The sequence below is a fragment of the Enterococcus sp. FDAARGOS_375 genome (genome assembly GCF_002393265.1).
GTDB classification, from domain to species: domain Bacteria; phylum Bacillota; class Bacilli; order Lactobacillales; family Enterococcaceae; genus Enterococcus_D; species Enterococcus_D innesii.
The window spans coordinates 856371-880442 of the sequence record NZ_CP023515.1 but is presented as its reverse complement, the minus strand read 5'-3'; the positions used below and the strand labels follow the sequence as shown (position 1 = coordinate 880442).

General features: G+C 38.4%; 22 protein-coding genes, 1 pseudogene and 1 other annotated feature. Of the genes and pseudogenes, 15 read left to right on the top strand and 8 right to left on the bottom strand.

Features of this window, described 5'->3' with window-relative positions; translation table 11 throughout:
* Positions 1–179 precede the first annotated feature (179 nt).
* Positions 180–1580 (top strand): glycoside hydrolase family 1 protein, encoded by a 1401-nt coding sequence (locus tag CO692_RS05140; protein WP_096741744.1) that lies wholly within the window; start codon positions 180–182, stop codon positions 1578–1580.
* 2 nt (positions 1581–1582) lie between these two features.
* Positions 1583–2923 (top strand): PTS cellobiose transporter subunit IIC, encoded by a 1341-nt coding sequence (celB, locus tag CO692_RS05135; RefSeq protein WP_096741743.1) that lies wholly within the window; start codon positions 1583–1585, stop codon positions 2921–2923.
* A gap of 84 nt (positions 2924–3007) precedes the next feature.
* On the opposite strand, the gene CO692_RS05130 is transcribed toward celB, so the two are convergent.
* The 5 genes from CO692_RS05130 to mvk form a co-directional block, all read right to left on the bottom strand.
* Positions 3008–4930: a heavy metal translocating P-type ATPase gene (locus tag CO692_RS05130; RefSeq protein ID WP_096741742.1), complete on the bottom strand. Its 1923-nt coding sequence runs from the start codon at positions 4928–4930 to the stop codon at positions 3008–3010.
* 293 nt (positions 4931–5223) lie between these two features.
* Entirely contained in the window at positions 5224–6264 is a 1041-nt protein-coding gene (gene fni / locus CO692_RS05125; protein WP_096741741.1) for a type 2 isopentenyl-diphosphate Delta-isomerase, read from the bottom strand.
* Complete coding sequence (locus CO692_RS05120; RefSeq protein WP_016609860.1) at positions 6261–7343, bottom strand: phosphomevalonate kinase; 1083 nt, start codon at positions 7341–7343, stop codon at positions 6261–6263. Before CO692_RS05120 ends, fni begins: the two co-directional genes overlap by 4 nt.
* A 36-nt stretch (positions 7344–7379) precedes the next feature.
* A complete protein-coding gene (gene mvaD / locus CO692_RS05115) occupies positions 7380–8378 on the bottom strand; it encodes a diphosphomevalonate decarboxylase (protein ID WP_096741740.1) in 999 nt (332 codons plus the stop codon).
* Complete coding sequence (gene mvk / locus CO692_RS05110) at positions 8371–9303, bottom strand: mevalonate kinase (protein ID WP_192940721.1); 933 nt, start codon at positions 9301–9303, stop codon at positions 8371–8373. Before mvk ends, mvaD begins: the two co-directional genes overlap by 8 nt.
* 305 nt (positions 9304–9608) lie before the next feature.
* On the opposite strand from mvk, the gene CO692_RS05105 reads away from it, so the two are divergent.
* Positions 9609–10253, top strand: coding sequence for a deoxynucleoside kinase (locus CO692_RS05105; protein WP_008379503.1), 645 nt, complete (start codon positions 9609–9611; stop codon positions 10251–10253).
* 89 nt (positions 10254–10342) lie between these two features.
* The gene (locus CO692_RS05100) at positions 10343–11248 is read left to right on the top strand and encodes a magnesium transporter CorA family protein (protein ID WP_081117743.1); all 906 of its coding nucleotides are present in this window, start codon (positions 10343–10345) and stop codon (positions 11246–11248) included.
* On the opposite strand, the pseudogene CO692_RS05095 reads toward CO692_RS05100, so the two are convergent.
* Positions 11245–11880: pseudogene (locus CO692_RS05095) on the bottom strand (pentapeptide repeat-containing protein). The gene CO692_RS05100 and the pseudogene CO692_RS05095 overlap by 4 nt on opposite strands.
* 332 nt (positions 11881–12212) lie before the next feature.
* Between CO692_RS05095 and nox the strand changes: the two are divergent.
* The 4 genes from nox to rplT all read left to right on the top strand — a co-directional run bounded on the left by nox (position 12213) and on the right by rplT (position 15031).
* Positions 12213–13547 carry a H2O-forming NADH oxidase gene (gene nox, locus CO692_RS05085; protein ID WP_081117741.1) on the top strand — a complete coding sequence of 445 codons (1335 nt, stop codon included), beginning with the start codon at positions 12213–12215 and terminating at the stop codon, positions 13545–13547.
* A 101-nt stretch (positions 13548–13648) separates the two neighbouring features.
* Positions 13649–13772 (top strand) — a sequence feature (ribosomal protein L20 leader region).
* Positions 13773–13819: 47 nt separating this feature from the next.
* On the top strand, positions 13820–14341 hold the full coding sequence (infC, locus tag CO692_RS05080; RefSeq protein WP_005228103.1) for a translation initiation factor IF-3: 522 nt from the start codon (positions 13820–13822) through the stop codon (positions 14339–14341).
* A 60-nt stretch (positions 14342–14401) separates the two neighbouring features.
* Positions 14402–14602, top strand: a complete 201-nt coding sequence (gene rpmI / locus CO692_RS05075) for a 50S ribosomal protein L35 (protein WP_003128650.1) — start codon at positions 14402–14404, stop codon at positions 14600–14602.
* 63 nt (positions 14603–14665) lie between these two features.
* Positions 14666–15031, top strand: coding sequence for a 50S ribosomal protein L20 (gene rplT / locus CO692_RS05070; protein ID WP_096741738.1), 366 nt, complete (start codon positions 14666–14668; stop codon positions 15029–15031).
* 59 nt (positions 15032–15090) lie between these two features.
* Here the strand turns inward: rplT and CO692_RS05065 are convergent, their stop codons facing one another.
* A complete protein-coding gene (locus tag CO692_RS05065; RefSeq protein WP_096741737.1) occupies positions 15091–16257 on the bottom strand; it encodes a site-specific integrase in 1167 nt (388 codons plus the stop codon).
* A 188-nt stretch (positions 16258–16445) separates the two neighbouring features.
* Between CO692_RS05065 and CO692_RS05060 the strand changes: the two genes are divergently transcribed.
* From CO692_RS05060 to CO692_RS05050, 3 genes are all read left to right on the top strand, one after another.
* Positions 16446–17483 (top strand): hypothetical protein, encoded by a 1038-nt coding sequence (locus tag CO692_RS05060; RefSeq protein WP_096741736.1) that lies wholly within the window; start codon positions 16446–16448, stop codon positions 17481–17483.
* Positions 17483–18913 carry a hypothetical protein gene (locus CO692_RS05055; RefSeq protein ID WP_096741735.1) on the top strand — a complete coding sequence of 477 codons (1431 nt, stop codon included), beginning with the start codon at positions 17483–17485 and terminating at the stop codon, positions 18911–18913. Before CO692_RS05060 ends, CO692_RS05055 begins: the two co-directional genes overlap by 1 nt.
* Before the next feature lie 243 nt (positions 18914–19156).
* Positions 19157–19732, top strand: a complete 576-nt coding sequence (locus tag CO692_RS05050; RefSeq protein WP_096741734.1) for a tyrosine-type recombinase/integrase — start codon at positions 19157–19159, stop codon at positions 19730–19732.
* Between the two features lie 16 nt (positions 19733–19748).
* Here CO692_RS05050 and CO692_RS05045 read toward each other — a convergent pair whose 3' ends face one another.
* Entirely contained in the window at positions 19749–20663 is a 915-nt protein-coding gene (locus CO692_RS05045; RefSeq protein WP_096741733.1) for a hypothetical protein, read from the bottom strand.
* 1109 nt (positions 20664–21772) lie between these two features.
* On the opposite strand from CO692_RS05045, the gene CO692_RS05040 reads away from it, so the two are divergent.
* The 4 genes from CO692_RS05040 (at position 21773) to CO692_RS05025 (ending at position 23962) form a co-directional block, all read left to right on the top strand.
* On the top strand, positions 21773–22342 hold the full coding sequence (locus CO692_RS05040) for a recombinase family protein (RefSeq protein WP_096741732.1): 570 nt from the start codon (positions 21773–21775) through the stop codon (positions 22340–22342).
* A gap of 217 nt (positions 22343–22559) precedes the next feature.
* A complete protein-coding gene (locus CO692_RS05035; RefSeq protein ID WP_096741731.1) occupies positions 22560–22772 on the top strand; it encodes a preprotein translocase, SecE subunit domain protein in 213 nt (70 codons plus the stop codon).
* 17 nt (positions 22773–22789) lie between these two features.
* On the top strand, positions 22790–23710 hold the full coding sequence (locus CO692_RS05030; protein WP_096741730.1) for a hypothetical protein: 921 nt from the start codon (positions 22790–22792) through the stop codon (positions 23708–23710).
* Positions 23711–23719: 9 nt separating this feature from the next.
* A complete protein-coding gene (locus CO692_RS05025; RefSeq protein WP_019723519.1) occupies positions 23720–23962 on the top strand; it encodes a hypothetical protein in 243 nt (80 codons plus the stop codon).
* Positions 23963–24072 lie beyond the last annotated feature (110 nt).

Genomic DNA, 24072 nt, shown 5'->3' with positions numbered 1-24072 from the left:
GGAAACTGGACTTTGCTTTTTTTTTGTCTAAGTAGCACATCTTCAAAAGGGTCTTACTTGACAGGAGTTATTTTTTGCGTTACCGCGAAAAATAAGAGATAATTCAGAATATTGTCTTTGCCATGCAAGCAATAATTCTAAGATGTTAAACGCATCTTATTTAGGATAAGGAGTACGATATGAAACAAACATTTCCAACTGATTTTTTATGGGGAGCATCGATTTCCGCTCACCAAACCGAAGGGGCGTATCAAACCGACGGCAAGGGTCTGAGTGTCCAAGATACTCGTCCAAGAGACAACCACAAGATCGCGGATTTTACTGTGGCTGTCGACCATTACCACCAGTACAAAGAGGATATCGCCTTGTTAGCAGAAATGGGGATCAAAATTTTCCGCTTTTCGATCGCTTGGTCGCGAATTTTTCCAGAAGGGCGCGGTACTATTAATCAAAAAGGATTGGATCATTACAGCGATGTCATTGATGAATTGCTGAAACACGGCATTCAGCCCTTTGTAACGTTGAACCATTTTGACTTGCCGCAAGCATTGGAAGACGAAGGCGGCTGGACAAAACGCAGCACCGTTGAGGCATTTGCCGCATACGCCAAAACGCTGTTTACAGCCTATGGGGATCGAGTGACGCACTGGCTGACGATCAATGAACCAAATATCATGCTGCTGGTGGATCAAAAAATATTAGGGAAAAAGATTCCATTATCAGAAAAATACCAGCAATTTCATCACCTGATGATCGCTGAAAAATATGCCTTCGAAGCGTGTCATGAAATCGTTCCAAATGGCAAAATCGGACCGGTCCCGAATATTTCGTTGGTCTATGCGGCGACTAGTCGACCAGAAGACAACCAAGCAGCGTTGTACTTCAACAGTGTCCGGAACTGGGCTTACCTTGATTTTGCCTGCTTCGGTCGTTACAACACGGTCTTTCAAGATTATTTGAACCAAAACGGCCTCACGATTGACTTTGGTCCGGAGGATGAGGCGTTGATGAAACGGGCGCTGCCTGACTTTGTCGCGATGAACTTCTACACCACAGTGACAGTGGAGCAGCCGACGGAAGCCGGGGATATGAAAAACGGTATCAGCGATCAGCAAAGTGAAGACATTATGGAGCGTGGTTTTTACAAAGGGTTCACCAATACGTTCTTGAAGAAAAATGCCTTCAATTGGACCATCGATCCCTTGGGACTGAAAACGACGTTGCAAACACTTTATGATCGTTACCACTTGCCGATCATCATTACTGAAAACGGCTTAGGGGCCGAAGACCATCTAGAAGCAGATGGCACGGTTCATGATCCGTACCGAATCGATTATTTGTCGCAGCATATCAATCAATGCTTAGCCGCGATCAATGCTGGGGTGGATCTGATCGGATATAGCCCGTGGTCTGCCATTGATTTGATTAGTGTGCATGAAGGGATTCGAAAACGGTATGGTTTTATTTACGTGGATCGCAATGATGCAGAGGAAAAAGAACAAAAACGAGTGAGAAAAGACAGCTTTTATTGGTATCAAAAGCTGATTGAAGAAGGGGCGATCCCTTCGTTGGAGGAGTAACGATGACAAGTGTTTTTACCTTTTTAGAAACGCGTTTGATGCCGCCTTTGAATAAGTTGGCGAATTTACGCTTTATTCGCGCAATCATGCAAGCAGGGATCATTACGGTCCCTTTTACGATCGTCGGATCGATTTTTTTGATCATTAATAATTTACCACAAATCATTCCGCCACTGGCTAGCTTTTTCGAACAAACGATTTTACGATTTTCGCCGCTTTATAGTGTCGTAACTACCATGTCTGTCGGTTCGATTGCTGTTTTTTATTGTTTAGCAACAGGGTATTATTTAACTGAGATTTATCATAAAGAAGAGCATTTGACTATGAGCAGTTTTGTAGGAGCGTTATTAAGTTTGTTTGCCTTTTTAATGACGATCATTCAAGTCGATATCACAGATGGTACTGCACAATTGCTGCAGTCAGAAAGCGAAACTGCCATTGTTTACAATGGGATCGCCATAGGCGGTTGGATCACACGCTTTAGCGGGGTAGGCATCTTTATTGGAATCATCACCGCAGTGCTTGCTACGTCAGTCTATCGTTTTTGTGTAAAAAGAAAGATCACCATCCAGATGCCTGAAGGGGTTCCTGATGGAGTCAGCAAAGCATTTGCGTCATTGATTCCAGCGATTTTGATTGCCTTTTTGATGGTCGTGATCAATGGAGTACTGGCGGTTTTCCACACGGATCTTCACGGATTGCTGTCCAAACCCTTTGAATTCGTGAAAGAGTTGACGGGTTCTTGGTTAGGGATCATCGTGATTATGCTCCTTATCCACCTCTTATGGGCAGTGGGGGTTCATGGGACGGCAGTTATTAAAAATAGTTTCATCAATCCCATCCTGTTGGTGGCTCTAACCGAAAATATCGATGGTGCCAATAATATTTTTGCTGGGGATTTCGTGAACATGTATATTTTTATGGGCGGCGCAGGAAGTACGCTTGGATTGGTTTTATTGATGCTGTTTGTGGCAAAATCGCAACAACTCAAAGTCTTAGGAAAAGCAGCGATCTTACCGGGGCTTTTTAACATCAATGAACCAGTGATCTTCGGGGCACCGATCGTCTACAATCCGTATTTGATCATCCCCTTTGTCGTAACCCCTTTGATCAACGTGACGATTGCTTACTTTGCTAGCTCGTTTGGCTTTGTCGATAAAGTCATTACGGGAATTCCCTGGATTTCACCAGTCGGAATTGGGGCGTTTTTAGGAACCGGCGGTGATTTCCGAGCCATCCTGATCGCTTTGATTAACTTAGGGGTTTCCATTCTCTGCTATTATCCATTCTTTAAGATGTACGATGGCAAACTCTACACGGAGCAACTTGCCAATCAAGTATAAGTAGAAAAAATACAGTAAAAACGCCCATTGTTGGACTTCTAGTGAAGTGCCAACAATGGGCGTCTTTGCTAGTGCAAATAGTGGTCACGTATGCAAAGACTGTTGATACAAGACACAATCATCGCAATCTTTGTGGGTTGGTTTGGCTTGCTGGGGTGTTTCTTTGTGTAATGGCAAAAGCATACGCAACCCGTTTAAGATAACTAAGATCGTGCTTCCTTCATGACCCACGACCCCTAGAGGTAGCGTGAGAAATTCAAGGAAGTTTGAAGCGATCAGCAACAAGATGACACTGATAGAAAAGACGATGTTTTGTTTGATAATCCGCTGTAATTTCTTAGCCAAACGGTGACTGTCGACCAAACGCAGCAAATCATTTTTCATCAAGACGATGTCCGCCACATCCATTGAGACGTCAGTTCCTTCGCCCATCGCGATTCCTACACTTGCGGTCGCTAAGGCGGGGGCATCATTGATCCCATCACCGACCATCGCATTGATTTGGTAGGTTTCTTTCATTTCTTTGATCCGAGTGGTTTTCTCATCAGGCAGGCAATCACTTTCGTAGTCAGACAAGCCGATTTCTGCGGCGATCACTTTGGCAGTACCTAAATGATCACCCGTCAGCATCGTCGCGTGAATTCCTTGCTTATTGAAGTAGGCAAGACTTTCACGAGCTTCAGGACGGGGCTGATCCAATAGTGCTAAATACCCTGCTAATACACGGTCACGATTGATGTAAATCAAGGTTTTTCCGGCTGCTTTTAATTCTTGGATGCGGGTTTGCTCACTGACAGCTACAGAGGTTAGATCGACTTCTTTTCCAATCGTCCAATGGGCAGCTTGGTAAGTGGTGGCTAGACCGACGCCCGCTTGTTCTTCCACTGCTAATTCCAATGGTTTTTCATCATGAAAATACGCTAGAATCGCTTCAGCCAATGGGTGATTTGATTGTTTTTCCATCCCGACGATCAGTTGGGGGATAAACGGTTCATCCAGCAACAGATGAACATCAGTGACAGCAGGTTTGCCGCGAGTCAGCGTTCCGGTTTTGTCAAAAGCGATCGCTTTGACATTGGCAAAGGCATCCAAGGCTTGTCCGCCTTTGCATAAAACGCCCAAACGAGCAGCGTGAGAAATGGCTGCTAACGTCGCAGGAGTAGCAGAGGCAACTAAGGCACAAGGAGATGCCACCACCAGTAAGACCATGCCACGATAAAAACTTTCTTGGAACCCCCAATTCGTGAAAAACGTACACAAAACGATCATTAGTGGGACGGCGATCAAGACGATCGGCACATAGATCCGTTCGATTTTTTCAATCAGGGTCGCCGTTTGACTTGGCATTTGCTGTGCTTCTTCCACCAATTGAATGATTTTTGCAAAGCGGGTGTTTTCACTCGTTTGAGTAACTTCAATGTACAATGGCTGTCCGAGGTTGATGGTTCCGCCAAAGACTTCACTGCCTAAACGTTTCTCGACAGGAATGGATTCGCCACTGATAGCCGCCTCATCAACACTGCTGGTTCCTTGGATCACGATACCGTCGATTGGGATCGCACTGCCTTTTGCCACCATAATCGTATCTTTTAACTGAAGGGCTTCGACTGGTACTTCGACGAGCTCCCCAGATTCAATCATTTTTAAGGCAGTCGTTGGTTGCAGTGCCATTAATGAACTAATTTCTCGCGTACTTTTGTTGGTCGTATATTCCTCAAGGGCACCGCTCAAACAAAAGATAAAGGTTAGCATCGCCCCTTCAAACCAATGACCAATGATACAGGCACCAATGGCGGCTAATGCCATCAGTAGATCGACGTTCAATCGTTTGTCGTGCACCAATTCTTGCGTGCCTTCCCAGGTTTGTTTCCAACCCCCGGCAAGTATCGCTAACAAGTAGGGGACAAAGCTATAAGGGATAGAAAAAGATGCCATAAGAAAGCCAGTAGCCATCAATAGCAAACAAGTGATCGTTGAAAAAACAGCCGACGATTCTGATTTACTCATAAGAAACGCCTCCTTTTGAATGTAGTCTAGGAATGAAAAACCGATCCTTTTCTCAAGAAACAATCGATTGGTCCTCCCTCAACTTGAGCATAGCACATTCGAAACCAAGATGGTAAAAAAACAACGTACCTGATAATGAAAGTGATTATCAAGTAGCGATTAAATAACATTACTATCCAAATGATAAATGGAAACTTACTATTATAGAAAAAAGAACACAAAAAAAGCAGTACAATAAAAAACGAATTGTACTGCTTTTGCTTGTTCGATGAGGTAGTCAGCGATTGGATCGCTTAACGCAAACTATACTTTGCTAAGGGAATTTGACGTGCTTCACACCATTCTTTGACAGCGCCAGAAAAAATCAGCTGGACCTTGGTGAGGTCTTTGGTACTTGTCTGTCCTGCCATAGTGTAGAGCAGCTGTAGCTGTTCCTTCCATGATTGCAAGGTGGCGATCGTTTCTTCTTTGCCTTTTGACAAAAGCAGCACGAGGATCGTGGCGGATAGTCCTACGCTATCGGCACCAAGGCAAAGTGCTTTGAAGATATCGTAAGCATCCCGAACCCCGCCTGAAGCGATGCGGGTAAAGGGTTGTTGGATCTCGTTTGCTTCCAGCAAGGAAATCACGGTGGATTGGCCGAAGGTATCTAGATACGCCAATTCACGTTTTTTCCGGCGAGCATTTTCGATTTGAGTAAAACTTGTGCCGCCGCTGCCAGCAACATCAATGGTTTGTACGCCGATCGCCAGTAACTGCTGAATCGTTTCACGGGACATCCCAAAGCCGACCTCTTTGACGACAATCGGAACGGCAACGGAAGCAATCGTTTTTTCCAATAAGGACAGCCATTGGCTAAATTGACGATCGCCTTCGGGCATCACTAATTCTTGTGGTGCATTAAGATGGATCTGCAAGGCGTCGGCGCCAAACAGTTCTACTGCCCGTTGTGCATTTTCAACGGGACTGCCCGCACCAATATTGGCTAATAAGAAGCCGTCAGGATTGGCTTTACGGACGATGCGGAAAGAGTCGGCGACACTTGGGTCTTTTAAGGCAGCCGAAACAGAGCCGGTTGCCATCATCAACTCACAGGCTTGTGCGATCTCTGCTAACTCTTGGTTGATTTTTAAGGTTTTTTCACTGCCGCCGGTCATGGCATTGATGAAAAAAGGGCTGGAAAATGAGCGGTCAAAGACAGTCGTCGCAATTGACACATCAGCCACGTCAATTTGTGGAAACGACTGGTGAACCAAGCGAACTGCATCAAAATCGTTGCTGTGTTCTTTATGGAACGCTTTTGCTAAGGAAACATGTTCATCTTTTCGATTCATGATAGGTCCTCCCGGTAATGGTAAACATGCAGCGGCAAGGGGGTGATCTCGGCTTTTTCCCACGCACTCATCAATGGTAAAATACCGGTTTTTTGGTCAACGATCACGATACCGCAATCGCCGCCGCCGGCACCGGAAGATTTGGCTGCACCACAATAATTTTCTGCTAGATCACAAAGCTTTTTAAGTGCTGGAGTTTCAATCGGCACACCAGTCAGTGCGGACAACTCCCGCAGGAGCTTTCGATTTTCCGTGATCATTTTTTTGATCGTGCGACTGTCTTCATTTAAGAAGCCGTCGATCAATCGATTGACGCAGTCTTTGCTGGCTGCTAAAAAGGCCGCATAGGCGTTTTCTTTTTCTTCTTTGGATTGATAGACTTGATCCACTAAATCAGAAGTAGAGGCTGGAGAGCCTGTCCAGCCAATCAATAGTCGAAGAGATTTCGGAACCGTCAAGGGACGGATCGATAATCCTGGCCAATCGAAAGCGATCAATTCTGTTAAGGTATGGTCTTTTTGTTTGGCTAAGACCCAGTCGTGATCGAAGGTTGAAAAAGCGATCCAGCCGCCATAACAAGAGGCCGCAATATCACCGCACGACCCATTGCCTTGAACAGCGAGATGGGCAAGAGCCGCAATTTTGAATTGGGTCAACCGATCCATTTCCATTTGATAGTACAGATTCAATGCTTTGACCGTGGCAACAGTCACGGCACCGCTGGAACCGAGGCCGTATTTGCGACCATTCGAGTTATCCAGTTCACTGGTCACTTTTAAATCGTAAAAGGAAAGGGGGATGCCTTTTTCTTGGGCATATTTTTCCGTCAGACGAATGGCTGCCAAAATATAGTGGAACGGGTTATCCCGGTGGTCTAAGACTAATTCGCCTTTGCGACGCGTCCAGCGAATTGGCAGGTCGCTGTATTGGGCAGACTGGATGCTGCCGTTTTTACGGGCCTCTTCAACAGTGACCGTGATAAATTGGTCAACGGCAACGATGATTGCAGGATGACCAGGTTCGACAACGGCGTATTCACCAGCAATAAATAGTTTTCCAGGAACGGATAGTTCAATCATTTCGACACTCCTAATCGATGGCTTCTTAATGGCTTCTTAGTTGATGGGGGAAGATTCTTCCACCGGTAAAAAGGCTAATCCTTTGCCCGCATGAGCAGTTACTAATTGTTCTGAGGCAAAGTGAGCACTTAATTCACGTAAAATCGTTTGTTCTTCTTGTTTTTGGCATAAAACTTTGACATTGGGACCAGCATCCATCGTGAAATAGCAAGCCAATCCTTTTTTTCGCAGCATTCGGACACATTCCATAGCTCGCAAAGATTCAGAAGACCAATAAGTAAAAGGTGGTTCGGCGGCTAAGGTCGTTCCATGCATTTTCAAGGCGTTGGCCTCGGTCGTTTCACCTAAAGCAGTAAAGTCTTTTTCGGCAATCGCTTGTTTCATTTTCACAAGATCGGTGGCAGTGGCAGAAAGCCAGCCTGGATAAAAGCTCGAGGTTTCAACGGTTCGGCGCATCCCCTCACGACTGGAGACTTCTTTGGCTTGTGCATTGATCAAAATAAAGATCATACTCAATTCTTCTTCCCAGCCATTCGACGGCACTTGGGTGGCAAAAGAAGTCTCATCGGTGCCTTGATGCCATTCAGCAAAGCCGCCGTAGATACTCCGACAAGCCGAACCAGAACCGCGACGGGCCAAACGGGATAACGCTTGCTCCGACAAGTTTAAGTCCAGTGCTTCACTACAGGCACCCGCCAATGCCGCTAATCCACTGGCAGAAGAGGCAAGTCCAGCAGCGGTTGGGACGAAGTTTTGACTTTCCACCGTGGCATACCACGGGCAGTCCGCTTTTTTTCGTACCAGATCCAAAAAGTCCGCAACTTTTTTGGTGGCAGCGTCTGTTTGCACCACGCCATCCAGCGTAAAGCGATCCTGCGTAAAATCGGGTGAAAAAGCCACCGTTGTTTCTGTGTAAAAGGCATCGAGGGTCAGGGACAAACTATTGTTCATCGGTAAAATGAAGGTTTCGTCTTGTTTTCCCCAATACTTGATCAATGCGATATTCGTGTAGGCGCGAGCCTTTCCCTTATACATGTTCATAAACTCCTAATCCTTGTATCCATGCCGCACGAGCGCCATCGGACAATAAAATACGGCTGATATTCTCAGCCTGTTCCTTCGTTTTGGTTAGTGCGATCATACAGCCGCCCCGGCCCCCGCCGGTCAGCTTTGCCCCGTAAGCCCCGTGTGCCAACGCTAAGGAAACCAACTGATCCAGTTGCTGATTGCTGACCCCTAACTGCTGCAGGGCCTGATGGGCGTTGTTCATGCTTTCACCCAATGCTTCTAATTGATTGGCTATGATGGCCTCTTTAGCTTTTTTGGTTTCGATCCCTAAACGCTGGATTGCTTGACTAGCCAGCTGCTTGCTGGTTTCAAAAAGATGGGCGACACTTTTGACTGCTTCTCTCGTTTGCCCTTTGATGCCAGTATCAGCGACGAGCAAATAACCGTCGATCGTGAGGGGAAATGAAGTGATGGGATGCCCTTTGATAAAGTAAATGGCATCTGTCCCGCTGGCTGCCGCAGCATCGATCCCGCTAGGATTGCCGTGAGCGATTTTTTCAGAAAAGTTGACATAGGTCATCAATTCTTCTTTTGTAAAGTCTTTTTTGATCCAATCAAAAAAAGCGCGAGTCAGTGCAACAGCGACCGCCGCGCTAGAACCCATTCCCCGTTCAGAAGGGATGGTGCTGACGATGGAGGTTGCAAAAGGACCCGTGTGGAAATCTTGTTGCAGACGATGCAGCAAGTCTTTGACATTTTTTAAGTGGCTGGGGACTTCTTCAAGCAGACCGTGATAGTAACTTGAAATCAAGGTGTTTGTTTCATTTGCTGTGATCTCGACTTGTACTTTTGCTCCCGCAAAAGGGAAAGCAATTGCTGGTTCACCGTAAACAACTGAATGTTCACCCATTAAGATGATTTTTCCTGTAGCTATGCCAGTACCAATTGACATTATTTTCCTCATTTCTCTAGGGAGCTTACCCCACATGATTCATTTATCGTTTGTCAGTCAATTGTAACTATCTCCTGACGAAAACACAATTTAATTAAAGATCCTTTCCTATTTTACTAGAAGAAGGCTCTTTCGTTAAGCATTCCGTATGAGATTTCAAAAAAAAGCAAAAATCTTTAAACTTTTATTGAAAAAAATCTTGATCTGTGCTTCGAAAGTTTCAGTTGACGGCACAAGATATAGTGTTGTATAGTTGGTATCGCAAAGGCAACATACAATATTTAGTGATGAGTGAGTTGGGGGATATGAGCGTGATCGTATTAGCAGGAACGATTGGTGCCGGTAAATCAAGTTTGACCGCATTGATCGCCAATCATTTTGGCAGTCAAGCCTTTTATGAATCGATCGATGACAATGAAGTGTTACCATTATTTTATGCAGATCCAAATAAATATGCGTTTTTACTGCAAATCTATTTCTTAAATAAACGATTTGAAAGTATCAAGCAAGCCATGAAAGATGACAATAACGTCTTGGACCGTTCCATTTATGAGGATTCACTGTTGTTCCATTTAAATGCGGACCTTGGGCGAGCAACCGATACCGAAGTCAAAGTCTATGATGAATTGTTAGCCAATATGTTAGAAGAGCTGCCGTATGCAGCCCACAAAAAGCATCCAGATCTCTTGGTGCATATTCGCGTTTCTTTTGAAACGATGCTGGAGCGTATTGAAAAACGCGGACGGGAATACGAACAATTGACCTTTGATCCTTCGTTATACGACTACTACAAAGAGTTGAACAAACGCTATGATCAGTGGTACGAAGAATACAATGAGAGTCCAAAGATCCAGATCGATGGCGATCAATTCAATTTTGTCGAAGACCCGCAAGCGGCACAGGCCGTTTTAACAATGGTGGAAGAGGCCTTGAAAGACGCCCGTAAATAGCAATAGCTGATACAGCCAGGAAAGTCCTTTGATTGGGCTTCTGGCTGTTTTCTTTTATAATAGAAGAAAGCAAGAGTGGAGGATGGATTGTGGAAAACAAACATGTCTTTTATGACGGAAACTATGAATGGATTCAAGTCGACCAGCAAGACGCAAAAAGCGTGATGGCACTGCAAAAACAATATCATTTATCTGACGAGATGCTTACGTACTCTTTAGATAAAAACGAACGCGCACGGGTCGAATATGATGCCGAAGAGGAAGCATTGCTGCTGGTTTTCAATGTACCTCAGCAAGAAAAGCGTGACAATCATTTTGAGACCAGCCCAATGACGTTTATTTTAAAAAGGAAACAACTCTTTACTTTTGCATCCCACAATACCCGTTATGTGATTCCAATGATGGAGCGCTTGATCCTGCAAAACCCGCTGCAAACGCCCATTCATTTTTTGTTTCAAAGCTTATTCTTGATTTCTGGCACGTTTTTTCCGCTAGTGGAAGAAGTCAATAGTGAGCGGATTCGCTTGAATCAGCGACTACGGGAAAAAACCACCAATAAAAACCTGCTGCAAATGTCCGATTTGGAAGTTGGACTGGTTTTTTTAGTGTCTGCCACGAAACAAAATGCGGTCCTCTTGGAGCAAATCAAAGCATTGTCCATTTATCGCTTGATGGATGATGATGAGCGGGAACAGCTGGATGATGCCTTGATCGAAGCCAAACAGGCAGTGGAAATGACCCAATTGGCTTTCCAAATTTTGGAACAATTATCTGGTACCTACAATAATCTATTAAACAATAACTTGAATGATACCATGAAGTTTTTGACTGTTTGGTCCCTCTTATTGACTGTGCCTTCCATCGTGACCAGTTTCTTTGGCATGAATGTTCCGCTGCCTTTTACCAATAGTATTTTCGGTTGGGGCATTGCCTTGCTGATTAGTTTAGTGTTATCCGTCTGGATGTTGATTGCTTTATGGCGCAGAATTCGTTAGTCGATCACCAAACCTAGACCGGCGGCGATGACCAAGGCTTGTTCTTGATCGACTGTTAGTCCCCGCAATTGTTCAAAGGACAACGCGATCTTTTGAAATTGATTGGTCCGAAAATCCAAAGTTGCTAATTTTGTGTGAAACCAGTTGCTATTGTTCAACTGGTTTTCTTGTAGCGTCAAGTGTTTCCAATCCATCTCATAAAACTCACTGTCGTTTAGTTGGCACTGACGAAACAGCATCGTCCGTAAATTGGTGTTGCTAAAAGAAGCAAAGTTCGCCACGCAATCTTCAAAGGTGCAGTCACGGAAATAGCTTTCCGCAAAATTGGTGCCAGTCAATTTACATTGTTTAAAGTGAACCCGATGAAAGCTGGCGCCAAAACATTCCAGATTAGAAAAATCGCAATTCTCAAAAAGAACGTTTTGGCATTCCCATTGACTCAAGCGTGTTTTTTGCATCGTCACTTTCTAGAAATGACATTGCTTCAAGATGAGATTTTTGCAAGCATCATAGCTATAGTCACCGCCTTCGAAGAAAGCACCTTCGAAAAGCAGTTCTTCTTCTAAATAAAAATCCTGTGGCTCTAATGCCGACAATAAGGGCGGTAGTGGCAATACGATTTTTTTCTTCATCAAGATCCCATCCTGTATGTTTTTCTCTCAGTATAACACGGCGAATCGCTGTCGCGATAGTTACGAAAAAGCGGTGGGGTATTGTGAAATTTATTCAATCGGTTTGCAGAATGCTTTTATAACAAGGAAAATCTTTGATTTTTAATACATATTTTTTCACAATCTTTTTACTTGCAAGACTAAAATAATTTTGATATAGAAACTTAACCCGCTGAAAGTGACGTATATCAACGAAAAACTGTCACAAATTTTTAAAATCGCGAAAAAGTTGATAGTTTTCAAATTCACAAGCGAGCTATAATGACAATGTAAACAAAAGGAGGAAATTTTCCATGACAAAAACAGTTATTATCGGTGCAAACCACGCGGGGATTGCTGCTGCCAATACACTATTAGATAACTACAAAGACCAAGAGGTCGTAATGATCGACCGTAATACAAACTTAAGCTACCTAGGTTGTGGGACTGCTTTATGGGTTGGACGTCAAATCGATTCATACGAAGGCTTGTTCTATACAAAACGTGAAGATTTTGAAGCAAAAGGTGCAAAAATCCATATGGAAACTGTGGTTGACCATATCGATTTTGAGAAAAAAGAAGTACACGCTGTGACCAGTGAGGGTGAAACGATCGTTGAATCTTATGACAAAGTTGTCATCGCAACTGGTTCTGTTCCGATCTCACCCAAAGTACCTGGACGTGACTTGAAAAACATCCATTTCTTGAAAAAATTCCAAGACGGACAAACGGTTGATAAAGAGTTAGCCTCAGAAGACGTGAAAAACGTTGCCGTTATCGGTGCTGGTTACATCGGTGTTGAAATTGCTGAAGCAGCAAAACGCCGTGGTAAAAATGTGTTGCTTTTTGATGCAGCGACACGGGCATTGCCAAACTACTACGACAAATGGTTCACAGAAGATATGGACAAAAACTTAGCTGACAATGGCATTGAATTGCATTTCGGTGAATTAGCACGTGAATACAAAGGAACAGAGAAAGTAGAAGCAGTTGTAACAGACAACGGCGAATACCCAGTTGATCTTGTGATCAATGCGATCGGTTTCTTACCAAACAACGAGCTAGGCAAAGATCATTTGGAATTGTTTGCTAACGGCGCGTACTTAGTGGACCGCCATCAACGGACAAGCGATGCAGATGTTTACGCAGTCGGTGACTGTGCAACTGTGTACTCAAATGCTTTGCAACAAACCACTTATATCGCATTAGCAACGAATGCCGTACGTTCAGGGATCGTCGCTGCCCATAATATCGGCGGAACTTCTTTAGAATCAACGGGTGTTCAAGGATCAAACGGGATTTCGATCTTCGGCTACAACATGGTTTCAACTGGCTTGTCAGTCGAAGCTGCCGAACGTAATGGCATGAAAGTGAAATACTCTGATTACGAAGATACCCAAAAACCAGGCTTCATGAAAGAAAATGCGACAGTTAAGATCCGCATCGTCTATGAAGAAGAAACACGCCGTATCGTTGGTGCACAAATGGCGTCACGTACATCTGAAATCGCAATGGGCATCCACATGTTCTCACTAGCGATCGAAGAAGGCGTAACGATCGACAAGATGAAGCTATTAGATATCTTCTTCTTGCCTCACTTCAACCAACCATACAACTACATCACGATGGCTGCGTTGAAAGCAGAATAAGAAACACAAAAGTCGGAGCGTATGCTCCGGCTTTTTTTTTTGAAACAATCATGAAAACTGTTGACAATAAGAGGAAAAAGCAGTATACTATAAAAGTTGAGAAATAAAAGCAGAAGCACCCGCTTCTCGCCTGAGTGAAGATATCGCTGGGCAGAATAGGATTCCTACCATTTATTTGTGTGGAGTACGTGCGGGTTCGTGAAGAACTCGTTTTTTTATTGTCTGATTTCGAATCGACAAGCTTTTCTTTCTCTCAAAAAACTCGGAGGTGAATGACCATAGCAAAGGATATGATGGTAAACGACGGCATTCGTGCACGTGAATTGCGTTTGATTGATCAAAACGGCGAACAACTTGGTGTAAAGAGTAAAGCTGAAGCATTGCAAATTGCAGAACGAGCAAACCTTGATGTGGTATTGGTGGCACCAAATGCTAAGCCGCCAGTAGCAAGAATTATGGATTACGGGAAATTCCGCTTTGAGCAACAGAAAAAAGACCGTGAAGCTCGTAAGAAACAAAAAGTAATCAACATTAAAGAGGTTCGTTTAAGTCCAACGATCGACGTCAATGATTTCAACACAAAATTGCGTAATGCACGTAAATTCCTTGAAAAAGGGGACAAAGTGAAAGCTTCGATCCGTTTCAAAGGCCGTGCCATTACCCATAAAGAAATTGGTCAGAAAGTGTTAGATCGTTTGGCGGAAGAAACTGCTGATTTGGCAACTGTTGAGCAAAAGCCAAAAATGGATGGCCGCAGTATGTTCTTAGTATTAGCACCAAAAAACGATAAATAATGACTCACTGAGTTTCAGTTTAAAGTCAGATAACGAAAGATTTTGAGGAGGAAATTAGTTATGCCAAAACAAAAAACACACCGCGGATTAGCAAAACGCGTAAAACGCACTGGCGGCGGCGGATTGAAACGCTTCCGTGCCTTTACCAGTCACCGTTTCCACGGCAAAACAAAAAAACAACGTCGTCAATTGCGTAAAGCTTCAATGGTTTCAGCTGGCGATTACAAACGTATTCGTCAACAACTAGCACGCATGAAATAATTGCGTAACCCAAGCTTCACGTATACAAACAATTATCGATTTTCATATTAGGAGGAATTATACATGGCACGTGTTAAAGGTGGAACAGTAACTCGTAAACGTCGTAAAAAAGTGCTTAAATTAGCAAAAGGTTACTACGGTTCTAAACACACTCTATTTAAAACAGCAAAAGAACAAGTAATGAATTCATACAACTACGCATACCGCGATCGTCGTCAAAAGAAACGCGACTTCCGCAAATTGTGGATCGCTCGTATCAACGCAGCGGCTCGTATGAATGGCTTAAGCTACTCAAAATTGATGCACGGCTTGAAATTAGCTGAAATCGACATCAACCGCAAAATGTTAGCTGACTTGGCTGTAAACGATGCAGCAGCATTTACTGCATTAGCTGACCAAAGTCGCCAAGCCCTAGAAAACAACAAATAAAGGGGTATTCAATACCCGTGAACCCACTCTAACCAGTGGGTTTTTTGTTATTTTTAAAATTAATCTAGGTTCATAAACTCTGTTAGCTTATCAACTGTTTGTTCTCTTTGTTTATCACTTAAATGTGTATATACGTTCAGTGTAGTTTTAACATTAGAATGACCTAAACGTTCTTGTGCTTCCTTTAGATTTATTCCTGATAAATATAGTAAACTTGCGTGGGTATGTCTAAAACCATGAATCGTAATAATTTTCAGGTCTTTTCCAGTCTTCTTTTTATAATGTCTGGCAATAGTTTGTAGCCATTCTTTTGGTATATTTGGTTCTAAAAAACTATTTTTATGGTTAGGAAATAGTAATTGTTTGGGGTTATCGTAAGTTAAGTTTAGTTTTTCTTTTTGTAATTCTTTCCATGTCTGTAAATAATTCAATGTTTGATTATCCAGAAATATTTTCCTGAAACTTGCTTTAGTTTTCGGTGGATGAATTAGGAATCTGCCATTTTCACCCTTTGTTAATGTTTTTGATACAAGCAAGTATTTTTCTTCAAAATTAATATCATTCCAAGTTAGTGATAAAGCTTCCCCACGTCTGATTCCTGAAAAAGCCAACAAATGAAAAAATATGAATCTTTGATGTTCAAAATTCTTCTTAGTAAAGTTTAGAAATTCTAATAACTCATCTTTTGAGTAAAAGTTATCAAATTCTTTATATTGATTTAAATCTATATTATTCTGGGGTAATTGAACAAATTCCATTGGATTTTTAAAAATTAATTCTAAATAATTGGCATGATTCATAACAGCGTTGAAATAATAAATATAACGTTTGAATCTTTTAGGGTGAATTTTATACCACTTATTAACTATTTCCTGACAATAAACTGTCGTAATATTTTGCACTTCTATTTCTTGAAAATATGGCAAAATATTATTTTTAAAGATACTAAGTGTTCCTGCATACGTGCTTTCTTTAACAATTCCTCTATATTTCTTTAGCCATAGTGTATAAACATCGTTAAATGTTTTATATTTTCTAGGTAAATACTGTTCGGTTGCAACCAATAGACTCAATTCTGCTAAAGCTAAACTAGCTTCCTCTTTTGTTTCAAATCCCCTCCTAGTGGTTTTTTGTTTTTTTCCAGTTTTAGGATTAACACCTACATAGTAATCAAACATATAATTGATTGTGCCATCCTGTTTTTTGTATGGTTTAATTTGTGCCATAAAAATTCTCCTTTTTATGGCATAGGATAAAGTTAAGAACATTATATGATATCAAGTAATAGAATACGATGTTTTATTTGATGTAATAAATGGAATTAAATCGTTTATTTTAGACTTCAAAACAACCTTATTTGAAATAATGCTATAATATAAAAAGAGTTTTAATATAAAAAAAGGAAATTTAAAGTATGAAAAATTTTAATGCTTCAGCATCAATTTTTGGATGGCATTTTCAAATCAACGTAGCTATATTTTTTATGTTAAATGAAATTCAAAATATTGACAGTGTAAGAGTAGAAGGAAAAGATGAAGATATTGAATTTAATCTAAAAACAGGTAATAAGATATTTATCCAAGCAAAATCAAAGTCTGATTTAGGAATAGATAAGAAAGCTTTGGAAAAATTTTCGGAAGGGTTAAGAACTCTGATTTATGCCTCGAATAATGAATCGTATGAGAGGCTTTACTTTGTTACTAACTATCCTAATCCTATTGGAGGACAGCAGTCTCATTACTATATGTTTATGGGTGGAAATTATATTGAAAGACAATTTCTAGAGCTTCCTGTGTCATCTACCAAGAGAGCTTTGAAAAAAATTAAGGAAATTGAAAAATCAGAAAATTTGAAATTTGATATTGATAATTTTCGTATTGCAGTCATGCCTTTTGATGGAAATATAAAGTTAACAAGAGAAAGAATAATAGAGTCGAAACTCAAAGACTTTTTAACCAGTATTTCTATGAAAGAGAGTTATGCTAGGGATATACTTGAAATATGGCAAAGTGATTTGTTCTTTAACGCAAGTGACAAAGATACTAATATAAACCTATCCAAAAGACAATTGATGTGGCCTGTCATATCAATTTGCTGTAATTTAAAGGAAAGTGATAAAATTGTAATAGACTATGAAGAAGAACTGGGCTTAGATAAAGAAGAAGTTGAACTCATAATTTCTAGATATGAGGACTTTATTAATAGACAGACAGAACGTTTTGATTTTGCAACTAAAGTAATAGGTGATTTTTCTGTGCATAGAAAATCACATAATAGAAGAGAAAAAAATATTAATTATTTTGTGCTTAAAAACTGGAATAGTTATGTGGATGCTATATTCACTGATTCCATGGATGCAGAGCTTTTAGAGACTCTGATAAAAATAATTTTATTTAAAATATTGAACAATAAACAGGTGATTAATGAGATGATAACGGAGGTGAATCTTTAATGTATTTTAGAAGCCTAGAGCTATCATATGGAAATTCTGTGAAAACTTTTCTTTTTAGTGAGAATGTTAATTTAGTTGTGAGTAAGGAAAATAGTGTTGGGAAATCCACTTTACTAAGACTTCTATTTTATTCAATGGGATACTCTATACCAGGAACTAAAGGAATCAAGTTCAAAAATGTTAAAACTAAATTAACTATAGAGACTAGCAAAGGATTAATTATTCTTGAAAGAGATGATAAATTTATAGATTTTGAACAAAATGGAAATACACATTTATTTTTTTTACCTAACGATTCTGAATCGTTGCATAGCTTTATCTTCGAAACTGATAATGAGAAGGTTTTATCCAATATTTTAGGTGCGATTTATCTAGACCAAGAAAAGGGATGGACGTTATTAAATCGAGGAATTGTCATAGGTAAACAATACTTTAATCTAAAAGATTTGATTTCTGGATTAGCAGAACGTGAAAGTAGAACTCTTGAATTAGAGTTAGAATCAGTCGTTTCTGAACAAAAGAAATATAAGACAATGAAAAATTTATATGATTATAAAACTACTTTGCTGGATATTAAAGATAGTGATTTTTCAAGTGATTATATAGACGAGTTAGAACGAGATTTAAATATTCTGCTTATGGACAAAAACATATTAAAAAAACAGATTAAGGATATTGAGGTATCCTGTAAAGACAATATTTCATTTGTTGAATATATTGAAAATATGCGTCTATATATAGAAAATAACGGAGAAAAAATACAAGTAACCAAAGATAACTTAGTTGATTTTGAGGATAATCAGGAGTTGTTAAATATTAGAAAAAAAATATTAGAATTCAAAAAAAGAAAGTTAGAAGCAAAAATAATAGAAGTTCAAGATAAAATAGCAAAAGAGAGTAGTTTAATTTCATTACAAAGCGAGATTCAAAAATTTGATTCTCAAGTTGCTAATCTAATTATTAATCCGATATCTCTAGATAAAATCATCAAACAACTCAAACAGAGAGAAAAAGAATTGAAAAAGATGATATTTGATAAAATAACAATAAATAATAGTATAATTGATAATGTGTATCTATCTATACAGAGATATGCCAAAGAATTAGATATTTATCAATATATGGACGACAATAGGGATTATATATTTACAGATGATTTAAAAGGTTTTTCTGGGGCTGTATACCATAAAATGGTTTTTAGCTTCAAAATGGCTTATATTATTGAATTACAGAAATATTTAGGGTACAAACTGCCTATAGTGCTGGATTCACCTAGTGGAAGAGAGGTTGACCAAAAAAATATTTCCGACATTATGAAGATATTATCTAGAGATTTTAAAGATAATCAAATCATTATTGCTTCCATATATGATGACTATGGATTTGAAAAAACTAATAGAATAGAGTTGGATAAGGGGATATTTATATAACAAGTATTTGAATAGTGGTTTGACGTTGAGTGTATTATGCATCAACGTCTTTTATGTTCTACAAATTTGCAACCTCCAAATTATGATGCTATAAAGGACCCTAACAGGGATACTTTTATAATTAGTATCCATCACCAATCCTATTCTATCAATCTTTCATTTTTGATTTATAGGGAGATGGATACTTTTATATTGAAATACACTATAAGTATCCATAAATAGTGCATATTTGGGAGGTAATTTATGGGACAAAAAATGATTAATGTCAAACCGATAAAAAATAAAGAAACGCTAATTCAATTTGGAGAAGAATTACAAAAGGGCAAACATGGAAAAAGAGATTATTTGATTATGGCAATTGGAATAAAGATAGGGTTACGGATTTCAGATATATTGAACCTGAAGGTATCTGATGTGAAAAACAAGACGCAAACAGAAATTATTGAAATAAAGACTGGTAAAAAAAGAACTCTTCATCTGAAATCATTAACATCAAACATTATTGATTATTTAAATACAGAACATAGTGCGGAATCTGAGTGGCTATTTCCAAGTCCAACAGATAGTAGTAGACATTTAGCCAGTCATCAGTATTATAAAATCCTACAGAAAGTTGCAGATAATCTAGGGTTAGATTGTATTGGCACACATACACTTAGAAAAACATTCTCTTATTTCTTTCTAAAACAGAATAAGGGTGATATTGTTACTCTGATGAAGATTTTAAATCATAGTAGCCAAGCAGTAACTTTGCGATACGCAGGAATTGAAGAAGAAGATATAAAAGCTAAACTTGAAGATTTTGACCCGTTTAAGTAAGTAAAAGCACAATCATTTAAGATTGTGCTTTTTGCTTGACTCGTTTTAATTGAATAGTATTATACTTTTCCTTATTCAAATAACTCTGAAAATACAAGACATCTGCATTATCATAATCTGCTTTGTCATTAGAAAGATAAATGGTATCCTTAGAGTTTTTGTGCAAGGTTAAATAATAGAAGAAGTCAACTACAGAATAAATTGCTCGTAATGTATATTGATTATTTTCTTTCACAAAATAACCAAGGGTATTAGAATCATTCAGATAAATCAAAATATCATCCCGAATAAGCGTGGTATTATTTTTCAAATTTCTAAATGATACATCTGCTAGGTTAGATTGTATGGCAGGGATAAATTCTTTATTAGGTAGTGCAAGAATATCAACAGTTTCTAAAGAGGTTGTATAATATTTTTCTTGTAGCATATCTGAAAAAGAAGCTACTCTAATTGGGAATTTAGTCAATTCGTTGATGATAAACTGACTAAAATACTTTCTATTTTCTTCAGAAGTTAATTGATTGTATCGTTTATTTGCAAGTTTTTTTATAGATTTATCATTTTTATAGTTATATTTACCTGAAGCAAATACTGAAAGATAGAGCTGTTTGTTCTTATCTAGAGAATCAATTACTTGAATTTTATTGGTATACAAGCCAATTGAAACCAAATTTTGAACAACCATTGCTTGTAAGTCTAAATCCTTCATATGTTTGAATTCATAGTTACTAACATAATAGAAGTGTTTATTTAATTTTCCTCTAGATATTATTTTATTCTTTTTTAAGGTCTTTAGCCGTGCCTCTAGGCTGATACGATTGCATTGCAAGAGCTTAATTAAGGTGTTCTCATATATTCCGTTTGATTGAGCAATGATGTCTATTAATTCCTCAGAATCAATAGCCCGATTGTTTACAATAAGTGTGTTCATGTTCACTCCCTCCTATAGTTTTATCTGTTTTATTTTTAAAAGTATCCATTCTCGTAACTATCCATTAGTAACCCAACACTCATAACTATCCATTTTCATTTCTATCCATCATTTGGTGATGGTATTCAGATAGAAAATTTTTCCATTTTTTGCTTATGCATCTGTTTTGGAAAATTCACGGAGGTTTCCATTGTAATTTCTCCGAATTCACCTCATAAATAACATAGTTTTCAAAAAGTTATCACAAAAGTTATCATTTTGTTATCATTTGATTTTTTGAAAAAACCTCTTTTTTAGGGTTGACGTAGGGATTAGGTAGGGTAAGAAAATCAATAGATGTAGAGATTAGGTAGGGGTTCGTAATTCGATAAAGTATCCCAGGTTTACGAAAATATCTATCTCATAAGTATCCTTTAAAGATTATCCCACCCCTACGTTACCCCTTCATTATACCATCCGTTTCTTAGTACTGGAAATTTGAGTGTTGTGTGTAAGTCTACTTGTCTATAAAAGTGATGTGTGATTAATAAATTAGTGTTATTTAGATTTTTGTGTATTCTAATTCTGTAACGCTTATTATTTACAGACACAAAAATAATTTATTTGGAAGTAGAAATTGGATAATCTTGGTATCAAAAAGAATCTAGGTGAAAGTATGAAAGAAATGGTCCTCAGAGATACACTTAATAAAAGATTTACAGTAATTGAGGTGTTACGACCGATTAGTTACGATTACAACGACTACTGAAAGTCCAAAACTTGTTCCGTTTTTCATAAAACAGTCTCCTTTATTAGTTATTTTATTGTTTTCCGAAATTATACCTATTTCAAACTGTTTTACAAATTATAGCGTCTCTTATTGGTTAGAAAACATTATTATAACAGTGTTTTCTACTGACTTTAAAGGTAAATAATAGAAAAGTAAAGGCATAAGTTATTTGCTGGACAATCGTTATATTTGATGTGATAATTAAATTACCTTAACGAGAAGTATTTTAAATCATCTCTGTTTATATTGTTTATTTACCCTGACTTATAAGAGAAGTCAGGGTATTTTTAATATTTCAAAAAAATCATTACACTAATATGGAGGAAAGGAGGAGTATATAATGGCAAATAAAATTATTGGTTATATTCGAACGAGTAAAAACACACAAGATTTAGGATTAGAAGTGCAAAGGAAGGCTCTAGAAAACTATGAACCAGATGAATTATTTTCTGAACAGATTAGTGGTAGGAAAGAGAATCGAACAGAACTCGATAAAGCATTAAAACGTTTAGAAAAAGGAGATACTTTACTTATTTACAATTTAGCTAGATTAAGTAGGTCAAGCAGGCAATTAGTGAACTTGATGTCTGAGTTGAATGAGAAAGAAATTTATCTGAAAAGTATTCAAGAATCGATTGATACCAGAACAGCAAGTGGACGATTATTTTATACTGTCTTAGCTGGAATAGCAGAATTTGAAGCTGAAAATATTAGCATCAGAACAAAGGAAGCCTTAGCTAATACTGACAAGACCTTGGGAAGACCACCAATAAAACAAAGTAAACGTAAGAAAATCATTGTTTTATATAAGGGGAATCAGCTATCACTGAAAGAAATTGCAGTAAAATGTGGTGTGTCTGAGAAAACTGTTTATAACATTGCTAAAAAAGCTGGTTTGTCCCGAAAATGAGACTTGATAAATTATCAATCTAAGGGTAACATTATTGGAGGGAAGCAAGATTTTACCGGCAAAAAATCAACGTTTTTTACCGATACTACATAAAAAAATAATTTACATAAAGAAGACGATTGTATCAACATTTTTGAGGTTGATGGAATGGTCTTATTTTGTTGTGGCAAAAACGTTGATTTTTTGCATCAAGAAAGTTTAAGAAAGGATTGGAATAATGGCGTTAAAGGGCGGAAGGATTTTTCAAGAAATGATAGAAGTACCTGACGAAAAAGAAAAAGGGTGTGGCTGCATTGGTTGGATAGTATTATTAATAATTGTCATAACCATTTTGATACATGTATTGGATTTTGTTTTCCAACATCTGTTTATTTCCTTTTTGTTTGTTGCTGGAATAGTGTTTGTGATTAATTTATTTAATAAAAGATAACAGAAGAGGTGAATAAAATGAAAAAATGGTTAAAGATGGGTGTAGCTTTAGTTGGAATTGCTATAATAAGCGGGGGAACAGGAGCTTATTTATATTCACAAATAAAAGAACCAGTGGTAGCAAAAGCAGTTAATAGTAATTCTTCGACAATTAAAGAAAAACCTATTGAAAATGAAAGTAGTTTTAACAGTAATATATCGATAGATTCAACTGAAAAAGTTGAAGAATTAAGTGCGATAGATGAATTTAAACAGTTGCAAAACGATGAAAGTCACTCTGAAGTATCATTAGAAGATAAAATAAAAATCGATGATGACAGGTTCAATACGAATATTGTTGTAAATCAACAAGATATTTATGAAGCTTTTGAGATGGATGGATTAAATGTAGGCACTTTATTTTATAATGGGAATCCTAGTGCTTCAAACCCATTTTTTTATATAGGTAACTCTAAAGCCGAAGTAGTAGAGGCAACAGAAATTGGTTCAAATCTACAAATTGACAGTAGTAAATATGATAAATTTGTGACTCTGCTTTTAAATCAAGGTTCTGGTGAAACAAATTATTATTTAGTAACTCAAAAAGCTGATGAAATAATAATAAGTTTACACACTGTAAAAGACTTGGTAACAGAAGAAAATCGTGTAGAAAAAGCATTATTGGTAGTAAAACCTATCCATTCAAAGCAAGCAACGGACACAAGAGATATAAGTAAAATGTTAAGTAGTCTAGAAAATGAGGAAGCTCCATCACTTGCGGTTTTAAACAACCAAATGAGTATAAATGGAAAAAATACTTCTCATTTGGATAACGTATATGTCTCACTAACCGATAATAATGAACCTATTTATTTATATAAACAAGCGTTCGATGGAGTGTTAGCTGAATTTGAACAATATTTTTTCACTATTGCAATGTTTGACCACTTTTTCATGTAAGGAGAATAGATGAATACTAATCAATTAGCCCGAAAGAAATATGTTCAAAATAAAGTGAAGAAAGTATTTGTTCAAGCGAATGTAACTATCCCTAAAGTAGTAATCAATGGAGTAGCTACTGCTTTATATAAGGAATTTATAAATTTATCTATTGAAGAACAAGAGAGAGTATTATTCAGTGAAGAATTAGTAGCTTGTCTTTGGGAGAAACATGTAGTAACAAAAGAAAAAGAATTGTTAGAAGAGATGTGAGTAAAATCATGTCTCTTTTTTTGTAAAAAAATATCTTAAAATTTTCGATAAAAACCACTTAAAAAATGACCCTTAAAAAAACCTTATTTATCAAGGGTTTTCTACTTGTT

Coding starts and splice junctions, on each gene's coding strand:
- rplT (WP_096741738.1), top strand. CDS start 14,666: ATGGCACGTGTTAAAGGTGGAACAGTAACTCGTAAACGTCGTAAAAAA.
- CO692_RS05045 (WP_096741733.1), bottom strand. CDS start 20,663: ATGAACACACTTATTGTAAACAATCGGGCTATTGATTCTGAGGAATTA.
- CO692_RS05030 (WP_096741730.1), top strand. CDS start 22,790: ATGAAAAAATGGTTAAAGATGGGTGTAGCTTTAGTTGGAATTGCTATA.
- infC (WP_005228103.1), top strand. CDS start 13,820: ATGACCATAGCAAAGGATATGATGGTAAACGACGGCATTCGTGCACGT.
- fni (WP_096741741.1), bottom strand. CDS start 6,264: ATGAATCGAAAAGATGAACATGTTTCCTTAGCAAAAGCGTTCCATAAA.
- celB (WP_096741743.1), top strand. CDS start 1,583: ATGACAAGTGTTTTTACCTTTTTAGAAACGCGTTTGATGCCGCCTTTG.
- CO692_RS05105 (WP_008379503.1), top strand. CDS start 9,609: ATGAGCGTGATCGTATTAGCAGGAACGATTGGTGCCGGTAAATCAAGT.
- CO692_RS05040 (WP_096741732.1), top strand. CDS start 21,773: ATGGCAAATAAAATTATTGGTTATATTCGAACGAGTAAAAACACACAA.
- CO692_RS05130 (WP_096741742.1), bottom strand. CDS start 4,930: ATGAGTAAATCAGAATCGTCGGCTGTTTTTTCAACGATCACTTGTTTG.
- CO692_RS05120 (WP_016609860.1), bottom strand. CDS start 7,343: ATGATTGAACTATCCGTTCCTGGAAAACTATTTATTGCTGGTGAATAC.
- CO692_RS05055 (WP_096741735.1), top strand. CDS start 17,483: ATGTATTTTAGAAGCCTAGAGCTATCATATGGAAATTCTGTGAAAACT.
- mvk (WP_192940721.1), bottom strand. CDS start 9,303: ATGTCAATTGGTACTGGCATAGCTACAGGAAAAATCATCTTAATGGGT.
- CO692_RS05050 (WP_096741734.1), top strand. CDS start 19,157: ATGGGACAAAAAATGATTAATGTCAAACCGATAAAAAATAAAGAAACG.
- CO692_RS05065 (WP_096741737.1), bottom strand. CDS start 16,257: ATGGCACAAATTAAACCATACAAAAAACAGGATGGCACAATCAATTAT.
- CO692_RS05025 (WP_019723519.1), top strand. CDS start 23,720: ATGAATACTAATCAATTAGCCCGAAAGAAATATGTTCAAAATAAAGTG.
- CO692_RS05140 (WP_096741744.1), top strand. CDS start 180: ATGAAACAAACATTTCCAACTGATTTTTTATGGGGAGCATCGATTTCC.
- CO692_RS05060 (WP_096741736.1), top strand. CDS start 16,446: ATGAAAAATTTTAATGCTTCAGCATCAATTTTTGGATGGCATTTTCAA.
- CO692_RS05035 (WP_096741731.1), top strand. CDS start 22,560: ATGGCGTTAAAGGGCGGAAGGATTTTTCAAGAAATGATAGAAGTACCT.
- rpmI (WP_003128650.1), top strand. CDS start 14,402: ATGCCAAAACAAAAAACACACCGCGGATTAGCAAAACGCGTAAAACGC.
- mvaD (WP_096741740.1), bottom strand. CDS start 8,378: ATGTATAAGGGAAAGGCTCGCGCCTACACGAATATCGCATTGATCAAG.
- nox (WP_081117741.1), top strand. CDS start 12,213: ATGACAAAAACAGTTATTATCGGTGCAAACCACGCGGGGATTGCTGCT.